General features: G+C 55.0%; 12 protein-coding genes. 5 read left to right on the top strand and 7 right to left on the bottom strand.

Features of this window, described 5'->3' with window-relative positions; translation table 11 throughout:
* The first annotated feature begins 17 nt into the window (after window positions 1–17).
* On the top strand, window positions 18–1,298 hold the full coding sequence (gene eno, locus AC3B6F_RS09315) for a phosphopyruvate hydratase (protein WP_015074110.1): 1,281 nt from the start codon (window positions 18–20) through the stop codon (window positions 1,296–1,298).
* A gap of 138 nt (window positions 1,299–1,436) precedes the next feature.
* Entirely contained in the window at window positions 1,437–1,766 is a 330-nt protein-coding gene (locus AC3B6F_RS09320) for an FtsB family cell division protein (protein ID WP_034880253.1), read from the top strand.
* 103 nt (window positions 1,767–1,869) lie between these two features.
* Here the strand turns inward: AC3B6F_RS09320 and rpmG are convergent, their stop codons facing one another.
* On the bottom strand, window positions 1,870–2,037 hold the full coding sequence (gene rpmG, locus AC3B6F_RS09325; protein WP_007281888.1) for a 50S ribosomal protein L33: 168 nt from the start codon (window positions 2,035–2,037) through the stop codon (window positions 1,870–1,872).
* A gap of 306 nt (window positions 2,038–2,343) precedes the next feature.
* Here rpmG and lexA point away from each other — a divergent pair, with 306 nt between their 5' ends.
* Window positions 2,344–3,069 carry a transcriptional repressor LexA gene (gene lexA, locus AC3B6F_RS09330; protein WP_489824138.1) on the top strand — a complete coding sequence of 242 codons (726 nt, stop codon included), beginning with the start codon at window positions 2,344–2,346 and terminating at the stop codon, window positions 3,067–3,069.
* 47 nt (window positions 3,070–3,116) lie between these two features.
* Here the strand turns inward: lexA and AC3B6F_RS09335 are convergent, their stop codons facing one another.
* From AC3B6F_RS09335 to AC3B6F_RS09350, 4 genes are all read right to left on the bottom strand, one after another.
* Entirely contained in the window at window positions 3,117–3,722 is a 606-nt protein-coding gene (locus AC3B6F_RS09335) for a hypothetical protein (protein ID WP_489824139.1), read from the bottom strand.
* Window positions 3,723–3,823: 101 nt separating this feature from the next.
* Window positions 3,824–4,426, bottom strand: a complete 603-nt coding sequence (pgsA, locus tag AC3B6F_RS09340) for a CDP-diacylglycerol--glycerol-3-phosphate 3-phosphatidyltransferase (protein ID WP_010501774.1) — start codon at window positions 4,424–4,426, stop codon at window positions 3,824–3,826.
* Between the two features lie 108 nt (window positions 4,427–4,534).
* Entirely contained in the window at window positions 4,535–6,418 is a 1,884-nt protein-coding gene (gene uvrC / locus AC3B6F_RS09345) for an excinuclease ABC subunit UvrC (RefSeq protein WP_489824501.1), read from the bottom strand.
* A 351-nt stretch (window positions 6,419–6,769) separates the two neighbouring features.
* Complete coding sequence (locus AC3B6F_RS09350; RefSeq protein ID WP_489824140.1) at window positions 6,770–7,777, bottom strand: dipeptidase; 1,008 nt, start codon at window positions 7,775–7,777, stop codon at window positions 6,770–6,772.
* Window positions 7,778–7,857: 80 nt separating this feature from the next.
* Here AC3B6F_RS09350 and AC3B6F_RS09355 point away from each other — a divergent pair, with 80 nt between their 5' ends.
* Window positions 7,858–8,655, top strand: coding sequence for an exodeoxyribonuclease III (locus AC3B6F_RS09355; protein WP_489824502.1), 798 nt, complete (start codon window positions 7,858–7,860; stop codon window positions 8,653–8,655).
* Window positions 8,656–8,672: 17 nt separating this feature from the next.
* Here the strand turns inward: AC3B6F_RS09355 and AC3B6F_RS09360 are convergent, their stop codons facing one another.
* On the bottom strand, window positions 8,673–9,407 hold the full coding sequence (locus AC3B6F_RS09360; protein ID WP_010501781.1) for a response regulator transcription factor: 735 nt from the start codon (window positions 9,405–9,407) through the stop codon (window positions 8,673–8,675).
* A 155-nt stretch (window positions 9,408–9,562) separates the two neighbouring features.
* Between AC3B6F_RS09360 and AC3B6F_RS09365 the strand changes: the two genes are divergently transcribed.
* On the top strand, window positions 9,563–10,072 hold the full coding sequence (locus AC3B6F_RS09365; RefSeq protein ID WP_426066529.1) for a L,D-transpeptidase family protein: 510 nt from the start codon (window positions 9,563–9,565) through the stop codon (window positions 10,070–10,072).
* Here the strand turns inward: AC3B6F_RS09365 and AC3B6F_RS09370 are convergent.
* Window positions 10,069–11,892: a cation:proton antiporter gene (locus AC3B6F_RS09370; protein ID WP_023942319.1), complete on the bottom strand. Its 1,824-nt coding sequence runs from the start codon at window positions 11,890–11,892 to the stop codon at window positions 10,069–10,071. The genes AC3B6F_RS09365 and AC3B6F_RS09370 overlap by 4 nt on opposite strands.
* Window positions 11,893–11,928 lie beyond the last annotated feature (36 nt).

An 11,928-nucleotide genomic window follows, 5' to 3' on the forward strand; every position in this document is an offset into this window, starting at 1 on the left:
ATCCAGGAGAGCTTCCATTGAGCGCCATTGTTGATATCACTGCCCGCGAGATCCTGGACAGCCGCGGTAACCCGACCGTTGAGGTCGAGGTTGAGCTGTCATCTGGTGCCCGTGGTCGTGCCGCTGTTCCCTCTGGTGCTTCTACTGGCGCCCACGAAGCTGTCGAGCTGCGTGACGGGGACAAGTCCCGCTACAACGGCAAGGGTGTTCTGAAGGCCTGTGGGTTCGTTGAAGACGAAATCCTTGAAGTGCTGCAGGGCGCCGAATCTGAAGACCAGATCGCCATCGATAACGCGATGATCGAACTGGATGGCACGCCGAACAAGTCCCGCATCGGTGCGAACGCCATCCTTGGTGTTTCCCTTGCGGTTGCTAAGGCGACGGCCGAAGAGCTGGAACTGCCGCTCTACCGTTATGTCGGTGGCGTGTTTGCACACACCCTGCCCGTTCCGATGATGAACATCGTCAACGGTGGTGAGCACGCAGACAACCCGATCGACATTCAGGAATTCATGATTCAGCCCGTTGGTGCGCCAACGATCGCTGATGCTGTGCGCATGGGCTCTGAAATCTTCACCGCGCTGAAGAAGGGCCTGTCTGCTGCTGGTCACAATACGAATGTGGGTGACGAAGGTGGCTTCGCGCCGGGTCTGAAGTCTGCTGACGAAGCCCTGAGCTTCATCACGAAGTCCGTAGAGGCTGCTGGCTACCGTCCGGGTGATGATGTCACATTCGCGCTCGATTGCGCTGCGACAGAGTTCTACGCCGATGGCCGCTACAACCTGAAGGGTGAAGGCAAGGAATTCGATTCCTCGGGTATGATCTCTTACCTGGAAGAACTGACGAAGAAGTACCCGATTGTCTCCATCGAAGACGGTCTGGCAGAAGATGACTGGGAAGGCTGGGCAGAGCTGACCGCACGTCTGGGTGGCAAGCTTCAGCTGGTTGGTGACGATCTGTTCGTGACGAACCCTGAGCGCCTGCGTCGTGGTATCAAGGCTGGCACGGCTAACTCCCTGCTCGTAAAGGTCAACCAGATCGGCACGCTTACGGAAACGCTGGAAGCTGTCGAGACAGCTCACAAGGCTGGCTACACCTGTGTGATGAGTCATCGTTCTGGTGAGACCGAAGATGCCGTGATCGCGGATCTGGCTGTTGCGACCAACTGCGGTCAGATCAAGACGGGTTCCCTTTCCCGCTCTGATCGTACTGCCAAGTACAACCAGCTGATCCGCATCGAGCAGCAGCTCGGTAGTGCAGCCCGTTATGCAGGCCGCAGCATTCTCAAGAGCGCCTGATCAGAAAGCCGGCCCTCTCCTGGGCCGGCTTTTTTTGGCAAAATAATCTGGTGTCTTTTGACATGAATGATTGTTTCGCTCTGTCTCTCTGCGGTAGGCTGGCGGAACGTTTGTAAGCCAAGGGAGACTGTACCCCGCGTGAGACCTCTTCGACTCATCAAGCGCGCCATCCGTACGGTTGCGCCTCCAGTCCTTTTTCTGTCATTGACGGCTTATTTTGGCTGGAACGCTCTGCACGGAGCGCATGGTATTCGCGCGTATCAGGATCAGCTCGTTCTTCAGCAGCAGGCTCTTCAGGCTCAGCAGGATGCCAAGGATGAGCAAGCAGTCTGGCACCGGCGTGTGCTGGCTCTGAAGGAGAAGGCACTTGATGCTGATATTCTCGATGAGCGGTCACGGGCCATGCTAAATCTTACCAAAAATGGCGATATCGTTGTGCCCTACGGTCCGCACGACAAGCTTTTCTGAGGTCAGTTTTTGAAAGAACCGCTTAATCGGTTCTTTTTTTGTGGGTGCAACAAAAAAGGCGACCGTAAGGCCGCCTTTTTAAACTCGTATGATCCGCGAGGTCTTACTTGATCTTGGCTTCGCGGAAGGTCACATGCTTGCGAGCGACCGGGTCATACTTACGGACTTCCATCTTGCCCGTAGCAGAACGTGCGTTCTTCTTCGTGACATAGAAGTAGCCGGTGTCAGCCGACGAAACGAGACGGATCTGAATAACGTTGGTTTTTGCCATGATACCCTCGGGCTTGCGCCGTCCTGATGCCGCTCGCAAGTGTCAAAGCAGCAGGTTGATCTAGTTCGGCGCACCATGCTGATTTGTCTGTCTCAGGTCAAGGCTTTCTCGTGAAAATCCGCTGATAACGTGTCTTTTTTCGGAAAAATAATCAATTTTAGCCGCTAAAACTCATGTTTTCAGGACGTTGATGTCCTTGTGGTCCGGTAAAGAGGAACCTATAAAGAACAAAAGGGAGATACATGTTGGTCATGTGTTCTGCCTGTTTCAGATTATGCCTCCACCGAGGCGCACGGGAGCGCCTGTATGCTGACGCGCAAGCAGCACCAGCTTTTGCTATATATTGATGAGCACCTTCGTCGGACTGGGTATTCTCCCTCTTTCGACGAAATGAAGGATGCACTCGAGCTTCGCTCCAAATCAGGTATCCATCGCTTGATTTCCGCTCTTGAGGAACGGGGTTTTCTGCGTCGGCACCATCATCGTGCCCGAGCGTTGGAGGTTCTGCGTCTTCCTCATATGGGAATGGATGCGCCACATGCCGAGAACACTGTTGCGCAGGCTCCATTCGTGCCGACAGTTGTGGAAGGTGGTCGTCAGACTATGGAGGGGGCTTTTTCGGAAGCTCCGCGCTCGCCCGTCGAAGATGTGAGTGTTCAGATTCCTCTTTATGGGCGTATTGCGGCTGGCCTTCCGATTGAGGCGCTTCAGGATGAGAGTGCCCATATTCAGGTGCCCTCGTCCCTGCTCGGAACGGGCGAACACTATGCCCTGACCGTTGCGGGTGATTCTATGATCGAAGCCGGTATTCTAGATGGAGACGTAGCGATCATTCGTCGTGGCGAATTGGCAGATAATGGCCAGATTGTTGTGGCTTTGATTGATGATCAGGAAGTGACACTCAAGAAACTGCGTCGTCGTGGGTCTACGATTGCTCTTGAGGCGGCTAATCGGGAGTATGAAACTCGTATTCTTCCCGCATCACGCGTACGTATCCAAGGTCGTCTGGTAGCGCTATTTCGCCAGTATTGACGACGTGTTTCCTGCAAGTCCTTAAGGCTTGCAGGAAACGTAGAGTATTACTGTTTGGGTGATGACGGAACGCCGCGGACGACCCGGACTGTTCCGTCAGGCGCGATGAGTGTGCTCGTGCCATCCCCGTTCGGGATAATGATAGTCTTGTCAGGATTTTTTGACAGGAAATGAGGCGCATTATCGGGAACGCTTGTTGGAAGCGTTGGGACAAGATTGCTCCGGTCCAGAGATACTCCATGATGTGTATCGGAGCTTTCGCCAGCCGAGATGCTGTCTCCCGGTTTCATCTGATGACCCATAGCGCCCAAGGCGCCAGACCCGGCGATGCCACCCATAAACGTTTTATCAATGGAGGCGCCCCCGAAATAGGTTGCGGGGTCGCCCAAAGCGCGATTGAACACGCTGTCGGGGTTTTCAACATCTTTCAGGGTTGGGAGAGGTTGGGGAGAGCCAGGCCACATATTTCCGCCTTCCGGAAGGATCGGCGTGGAGGCAACTGTTTCTCCGCGAGCGCGGCGCAAGTTCTCGCTATCCCCACGTGGTGCGTTGGGATTGCCGCCTGACCATAGGGCTGTGTCATTAAAAAATTTGCCCATGCCCGAACAGCCACTCAGGGCGAGAGGTAATGCCAATAGAGCGGCCTTACGCATTGCATACTCCCATAAGGTCGATCCTTGACCTTTAGCGGTCATTGCGTGAAAGCGCCAGATGATGGGATGATAACTGCAATAATAATCGTGCACAGTCCGGATCAGGATACGATCTTCGAGGACTTGCGCGGATCAGATGCCATCATTCTGGAGAGGCCAACTGTAAGGTAGCCCCAGCCACTGAGAACTGTTGGAATAACAGAGATCCACAGCAGAATACCACCAATCAGCGTGGCGGGCAGAAAGGACAGATGAAGAGCGGCAGCGGCCTTGTCTCCACCAATCAGGAAGCCGATGGCGACCATCTGGATGCCGGTCTTCCATTTTGCCAAACGGGTAGAAGGAAGGGTTTCCCGCTGGGAAGCCATGTATTCACGCAGACCGCTCACGAGGATCTCGCGCAGCATAATGATGATCGCGGCGTAGAGCGAGAATACCGGAAGAACCGTCAGGCCAGCCAAAGCCAGTAGCAGGGCTCCTACCAGGAGCTTGTCCGCGATAGGGTCCATCATGCGCCCCAGTTCGGACAGCATCTGCCACCGGCGTGCCAGAGCGCCATCCAGATAATCCGTGATGCAGGCCGCCGTATAGACAACACAGGCTGCTACATTCCCCAGTGCGGAATGCAGGGCTAGCAGAGCGACCAGAACTGGAATGGCCGCTATGCGAAGCAGGGTCAGGACATTTGGCAGATCAGTGAGCATCGAAGGCAGTCTAGAACAGTTTGGCTGGTTCCGGTATGCGCCAATCTGATCGGGATGTGTGTATTTTTTGTGCCAAAAGGAGATGGAGCCCCGATCCTCACGGAAATGTCAGCTTTGCGTCCTAAGCCATTCAGGATGAAAATGTCCGTATATGGCCCTGGCAATGCCTGAACTTATTCCTGGCGCTGTTTCAAGCTCTTCAAGGCTGGCCTGTCTCACACTTTTTGCAGAGCCAAAGTGATTCAGAAGAGCTTTCTTGCGAGCCCCACCGATTCCCGGAACGTCATCCAGTTCTGATTTTCGCAGTCCTTTGGAGCGCCCTGCCCTGTGTGTTGTGATGGCAAAGCGATGAGCCTCATCGCGTAGGCGCTGGAGGTAGTAAAGAACCGGGTCTCGCGGTGGAAGCTGGAATGGGGGCTGGGTTTCCGTAAAGAACCATTCTCTGCCCGCGTCCCGATCCGGCCCTTTGGCAATCGCCACGATGGGAATGTCCGTCACGCCCAGATCATTCAGGACCGCGCGGACTGCATTGAATTGTCCCAGCCCGCCATCAATCAGCAGAAGATCCGGCCAATCTTCCGGTCTCTCGCCGTCTTCCTTGTCCTTGCCGAACCGACGTTCCATGACTTCACGCATCATGCCGAAATCATCTCCGGGAGTAACAGGCCCTTTAATGGCGTATTTCCGATAGGATCGTTTTTCAAACCCTTCCGGGCCGCCCACGACCATGACACCATAAGGTGCCTGCCCCATGATGTGTGAGTTGTCATAAGTTTCGATGCGTTTGGGCGTTTCTGGAAGGTTGAAAACCTTCGCTACCTCTTCAAGTAGCTTTTTCTGGCCCGTATTTTCCGCAAGCTTCCGTTCCAAGGCTTCGCGCGCGTTTAGGGTGGCGTGATCGACGACATTCTTTTTTTCGCCACGTTGTGGAAACGAGATTTCAACCTTCTGCTCACGCCGGATGCTAAGGGCTTCCTCAACAAGTTTCTGTTCTGGCAAGGCATGATTCACCAGAATGGACGGTGGCGGAGGTTTGTTGTCGTAGAACTGCAGCAGGAATGCTGACAGGACATCCGCAGGAGCCTCCTCTTCGGCATGGACGGGATAGAACGCCCTATTGCCATTATTTCGGCTGCCTCGGATGAAGAAAACCTGAATGCAGGTCTGGCCTGCGTCCTGCCAGATCGCTACGATATCGGCATCATTGATGGACGCCGGATTGATAATTCCCGAGTTCTGGATGCTGGCAAAACCGCGGATACGATCGCGGATCGCCGCAGCCTTCTCATATTCCATGGCCTCGGAAGCCCGCTCCATTTCGATCGCCAGTTCCTGTTGTAGCTCGGTATTTTTGCCTGACAGGAACTGCTTCGCCTGCATCACCAGTTCGGCGTAATCAGGCTTGGAAATGCGATCCACGCAGGGTGCGGAGCAGCGTTTGATTTGAAAAAGCAGGCACGGGCGGGTTCTGCTGTTCAGAACAGAGTCCGAACACGAGCGGAGAAGGAAGGTCTTCTGCACAAGGTTCAGGGTCTGGTTCACAGCCCAGGCCGAGGCAAACGGCCCCCAGTATGTCGCACCTTTAACCGGTTTGCCGCGCTGCTTGGTGATCTGCGGGAACTCGTGATTTTCCGTCAGCATCAGCCAGGGGTAGCTCTTGTCGTCCCGCAGCAGGATGTTGAAGCGCGGCTTCATGCGCTTGATGTAGTTCGCTTCCAGCAGAAGCGCGTCTGCTTCCGTTCTGGTAATGACGATCTCCATTGAGACCGTCATGGACACCATACGGCGAAGGCGTTCAGGAAGCTGGTTGATCCGCGTATAGGACGACACGCGTTTCTTGAGGCTCAACGCCTTGCCGACATACAGAACCTCTCCCTTCTCTCCCAGCATCCGATACACGCCAGAGCTGTAGGGAATGGTCTTCAGAGCCTCGCGGATTGCGTCCACGCCCTGTTTTTTAACAGTCGGAACAGGGACTTCCTCACCCATCATTCTTGTTTTCATCTCCTTGGGCGTGAGGTCATTCATGCCGGTTCTTCAGTCATCCACTGAACCTGTGGACAAGTCTGTGGGTTGCTCCATGACAGAATCATGAAGGCCAAGGTTTGCAAGCCCTGCCGTCAGATTGCCTATTTTTTAATCATTAAACGTAAATAATTGAAAAGACTTATAAATTCTTTTCGTTGCATGAATGGGCGAGAAATTTTTCCCATTCTTGGCTTTGGTTGAACGGGACCTCTTGACTCTTAAAAGCATGGTGGACGAGTGCACTTCGCTTTAAGTCTTCATGGTCCCGTTCTGTTCCCGTTTGAGAGAACTTTTTTACTGAGCTGAGGGCGATTTTCAGGCTGAAATTGATGCTTGTTCGGCCTTTTCCATCAGCCGCAGCATGTTACCACCCCAGATGGCAGAAAGATCGTCCGGTCCAAATCCAGCAGCTTCCAGAGCACGGGTCACGTTTCGCGTTTCTGTTGCGTCTTCCCAGCCGGGAATGCCACCGCCACCATCGAAGTCAGACGAAACGCCCACGTGCCTCACACCGATGCGCTCGGCAACGTAAGCCACATGCCGGGCCAGATCTTCGACGGTTCCACCGCCTCCTTTGCGGAGGAAAGACCCCATAGCCGTAATCTGGATCAGGCCATCAGTCTCTTTAAGGCGATCCAACTGTTCATCATCAAGATTACGGGGATGATCGCAAAGGCTGCGGACGCAGGAATGGCTGGCGAATACAGGTGTCGTGGAAAGTTCGGACGCCTGCATCATTGTAGATTTCGCAGTGTGCGACACATCCACCAGAACGCCATGCCGGTTCATTTCACGAATTGTCTCTCGGCCAAGTTCTGACAAGCCACCATGAAGCGCGGTGACATCGTTCAGGCTTTTGAGAGGAATGGCTGCATCCGCCAGCACATTATGCCCGTTATGGGTCAGCGTCATATATCGAACGCCATAGTCCCGTGCCAACTGGCCGATTCGGGCGGGGACACCACCAAGGGCATGACCATTCTCAATGGCTGGCACGATGGCGAGAGCGTTGTTCTCGAACGCTGAGCGAACATCCTGAGCTGTCCGGCAGACACGAGCCACCAGCCCGTCCTGCTCTCCTCCCAGAGAAACAATGACCTTCAACATGGCCTGCACACGCTCCCAGGCCTCTTCATGCCCTGCCTCATCGCGTGGTCCTTGTGGGATGTAGGCTGCAAGGCAGACGGATCGCAGTTTGCCCTGATGGCACTTCCGAACATCCACTTTCCGTGGGTTATCCGAAGACCAGGCATCGTTCATGTCGGGCCAGGGAATGTCGATATGAGTGTCGAAAGTGAGAAGCGTGTCGTGAAGGTCAGTCATGATACGTCCTAGATCGGGTGCAGGGTTTCTTGACGCAAGAGGTGCTTGTCAAAGAGGGCAATTCAGTCGATCCAGAGGTGATGCGTCTGATTACATGGAACATCAACTCCCTCCGACTTCGCTTGCCGCTCTTGAAGAAGCTGGTTGAGGAGGAAAACCCGGACATCGTCTGCCTTCAGGAGACGAAAGTTCCCGATCCGCTCTTTCCGGCTGAAGCGCTAACGGCGCTCGGACTGCCCCATCAGCTTTATCGCGGCATGAAGGGCTATAACGGGGTGGCGATTCTTTCGCGACTGCCCCTGACGTCCGTTGCGAACACTCCAAACTGGTGTAGCCGCGAGGATTGCCGGCATATCGCGGCCTCCATCGAGACCCCTGGCGGTCCGGTTCTGCTGCACGATTTTTACGTTCCGGCCGGCGGTGACATTCCTGATCCGGAAGCAAACGAGAAGTTCGCCCACAAACTTGCCTTCGTGGAAGAAGCCGCTGCCTGGTTTTCGGAGACGCCCCCTGCCCGCAGCATCGTGGTCGGAGACCTTAACATTGCACCACTGGAGCATGACGTCTGGAGTCACCGTCAGCTTCTGAAGATTGTCAGCCACACACCGCCGGAGACAGAACGGCTCAATGCCTGGATGGCGACAGGTTTTCAGGATGCCATGCGGCGTATCACGCCTGAACCGACCAAGCTCTATACGTGGTGGTCTTATCGAAACAAGGACTGGAACAAGTCTGACCGTGGGCGTCGTCTTGACCATGTCTGGATGACGCCTGACCTGATGCCGGGATTACGGGATATCCGTATTCGTCGGGATGTGCGGGACTGGGAAAGCCCGTCAGATCATGTGCCGGTCGTGCTGGATTTTGATCCAGCCTGACCAGCTTGCTCCCGGCTTCAGGCCGGGAGTGATTCCGCTGTAGCGACTGTTTTGCCTTCCGGATCAAGGCGATAACCGCCCCCTTCCGTGATGAGCAGGGATGTCTTGGTCGGATCCGGCTCGATCTTCTGACGCAGACGATAGATATGCGTCTCGAGCGTATGGGTTGTGACGGCCGCGTTGTAGCCCCAAACCTCGTTCAGAAGAACCTGACGTGCCACAGGGCGATGCCCTGCACGATACAGATACTTCAGGATCGCTGCTTCCTTTTCCGTCAGACGGATACGGCGGTTACGCGCGGTCTCGACGAGGAGTTTTGCGGAGGGACGGAACGCATAAGGCCCAATTTCAAAAACGGCATCTTCGCTGTTTTCAAAAATCCGGAGCTGTGCGCGAAGTCGGGCCAGAAGTTCGCCAATCCGAAAAGGCTTGGCCACGTAATCATTGGCACCGGCATCCAGGCCGCGAACAATATCGCTTTCATCATCTGAGCCGGTCAGGATGATGATTGGCATGCGAACGCCCTCACGACGCAACTCCGCACAGAAATCGCGTCCATCCCCATCTGGAAGGGTGATGTCCAGCAGCATCGCATCATAGCGTGCCCCCGGCTTCTTCAGCAGTTCCCGAGCAGTCGCGACAGAAGTCGCTTCAATTGTCTCAAGTTCGCCACCGTGCTGAAGCTGTTCTGCCAGCAACTGCCGGAGTGTGTCGTCGTCATCAACTACGAGGATGGGGCGGGGACCTGCCATAATACCTGTCTCGTCTTATCTGAGCGGAAGCGTCACATCCGCGTGGGTTCGCGTTGATAAGCCACGCATCTAATTCTTCTCTCCCCATTGCTGGAAAGCGAAGCAAACTTGCAACATGAGGTATGACAAATGCAAATTGAAAAGAAAACAGCCTGATGACTAAAGCTAATTTGAGAATCGCTGAAAACCGCGCTTTTCTCCACTTTCGAAATGAAATCATTCCGGCTTTGATTGGATCAGGCGGCATACGCCTTGACAAGCGCGAAGGTGATCACGCGACGCCGGTGGGAGAATTACCGTTGCGCCGTATTCTCTATCGTGCTGACCGTACGCAAAGGCCGGTTTCCGGCGCCGGCTTGCCTATTGAGCCAATCGCTCCATCAGATGGATGGTGTGATGACGTGGGCTCTTGCGATTACAACCGTCCGGTTACTCTTCCCCACGCCGCCTCATGCGAAAAAATGTGGAGGGAAGACCATGCTTATGATCTCTGCATTGTGATGGGATGGAACGATCTCAAACCCGATTCGGGGCGTGGATCAGCAATTTTCCTGCATCTGCCGACTGTGACGGGGTTTACGGAAGGGTGCATTGCTTTACAGGAACGCGATCTTCGCCGCGTCCTAGCGCAGGGGCTAACCTCGATTATTGTGGAAGCGCCCTAAGACGCTTCCCCATCCCCTTTGGTCTGATCGGTAGGTGGGACCATGGAAATCATAAGATCTCCCGGCATCGGTACGATCGTTGTCGGGTCTTCGGCGGATCGAATAAGGATGGCTGTCCGTCGACTGACGAGGATATCCAGTCGGTTATCATCCGTTCCGAAACCGCCTGCATTCGCGTCTGTTGCAACGCGGGACGTAAAGCGCCACCCCTGTTCGAAAAGCGTATCGAACAGGGTGTAGTTCCACGCAGGTTCTCCAAGAACCTTACCACGCGAGTCACGAGACAGACCGTGATAGAAATCCAGTCTCGCCACGCCAGGGCTGATCTGAAATACGCGTTCCCGCCCCATAGCCGGAGCCAGATGGCCACAGATCATGCCGTTATAAATACCATCACCCGTCGTCGCGATCAGGTAATCAGCAGGACGCTCCTCAAGGGCCTCCTGTCCGTGCTGAGACAAGAGTTCAGTGCGCAGAACCGGAATATCCATCTGCGCTGCCGGCATCAGGGCGCTCGATCTGTTGTCGACCAGAAGGACTGGAATACCTTCCCGGTGCAGGCAGGCTGCAAGATCAACAGACCATCCGCTGGCGCCCAGAATGGCAATGGCCGGATCGTTTGAAAGGGTGAGTTTCAACGCTCTTGCAATGGGCCGGAGCGAGAAACCATGCAGGATCATTGTCACAGCGATAACAGCGAACACGGCTGGCATGATGAGATCGGCAGACTGGTATCCTGTTTCCTTCAGGCGAATACCTGCCGCCCCAGCAACGGCGGCAGCCACGATACCGCGAGGCGCAATCCATCCGACAAAAAGCCGTTCTTTCCACGGCATGCTCGTTCCAAGCGTGGAAAAGAAAATCCCCACAGGTCTGACAACAAACAGCACCACCAATGTCAGCATCAGAATCGGAATGGAAAGATGCTTGAGCACCTCACGATGCAGGTCGGCCGTCAGCAGGATAAACAGAACTGACACCACCAGAACCACCATGGATTCCTTGATGCGGCGAAGTTCTGCGACGCCGGGAATATGAAGGTTGGTCAGCGCCATTCCAAAAATCGTCACCGCGACCAGCCCTGCCCCCTCCATTTCCAGATTGCAGGCTGTGAAGATGACCAGCGCCATGGAAATGAGAACCGGCGTTTTGAGGATTTCCGGCATCATGTCGCGCGTGAAGAGATAGCGGATCAGATAAGCCGGAAGGATGCCTGCCGAGATGGACTCGGTTGCGGCGGCCAGAAGGTCTGGCAGCGTGTGGGTAAAGAAAACGCCGGTATGCAGATCCACATGCAGGAGCATGAGCTGTAAAACTACAGCCGCAAGAATCGCTCCCAACGGATCATTGACGATGGCTTCCCATCGCAGAAATGCGGCCACTTTAGGTTGTAGCTTCGCGCTGCGCAGAAGCGGGAGAACCACCGTCGGTCCTGTCACGACGATTATGGCCCCAAACAGCATGGATGTGCCCCATTCGAGATGGGCAACATAATGCGCAGCGAGTGATCCCAAGACCCAGTTGATGGGCAGCGCAAGCATCGTCAGGCGTGCGACACCTTCTCCGGCTTCCCGAAGCTGGCGAATGTCCAGCGCCATTCCCCCTTCGAACACCACGATCGCCACCAGGAGCGACACCAGTGGACGGAAGACCCATCCCATCGTTTCGGATGGATGGAGAATACCGAGCCCAGGCCCGAACAGCAGTCCTATGGTGAAGAGGAGGACGATCGCTGGGAGGCGAAAGCGCCAGGCGACCCATTGGGCCAGCATTCCGGCCCCGAATGTCAGGGCTATGCCAAGGAAGATATCATATTGCATGTGTAAGAGCGCGTCTGTCCCGTGCTGACTTGGAAA

This window comes from Gluconobacter sp. ESL1110 (assembly GCF_058107395.1).

Bases quoted from the DNA above. Each gene is read 5' to 3' on its own strand.
- uvrC (WP_489824501.1), bottom strand. From the start codon at position 6,418: ATGATGGGTGAGGAAGTCCCTGTTCCGACTGTTAAAAAACAGGGCGTG.
- pgsA (WP_010501774.1), bottom strand. From the start codon at position 4,426: ATGCTCACTGATCTGCCAAATGTCCTGACCCTGCTTCGCATAGCGGCC.
- AC3B6F_RS09350 (WP_489824140.1), bottom strand. From the start codon at position 7,777: ATGACTGACCTTCACGACACGCTTCTCACTTTCGACACTCATATCGAC.
- AC3B6F_RS09370 (WP_023942319.1), bottom strand. From the start codon at position 11,892: ATGCAATATGATATCTTCCTTGGCATAGCCCTGACATTCGGGGCCGGA.
- AC3B6F_RS09365 (WP_426066529.1), top strand. From the start codon at position 9,563: ATGACTAAAGCTAATTTGAGAATCGCTGAAAACCGCGCTTTTCTCCAC.
- AC3B6F_RS09355 (WP_489824502.1), top strand. From the start codon at position 7,858: ATGCGTCTGATTACATGGAACATCAACTCCCTCCGACTTCGCTTGCCG.
- lexA (WP_489824138.1), top strand. From the start codon at position 2,344: ATGCTGACGCGCAAGCAGCACCAGCTTTTGCTATATATTGATGAGCAC.
- AC3B6F_RS09360 (WP_010501781.1), bottom strand. From the start codon at position 9,407: ATGGCAGGTCCCCGCCCCATCCTCGTAGTTGATGACGACGACACACTC.
- rpmG (WP_007281888.1), bottom strand. From the start codon at position 2,037: ATGGCAAAAACCAACGTTATTCAGATCCGTCTCGTTTCGTCGGCTGAC.
- AC3B6F_RS09335 (WP_489824139.1), bottom strand. From the start codon at position 3,722: ATGCGTAAGGCCGCTCTATTGGCATTACCTCTCGCCCTGAGTGGCTGT.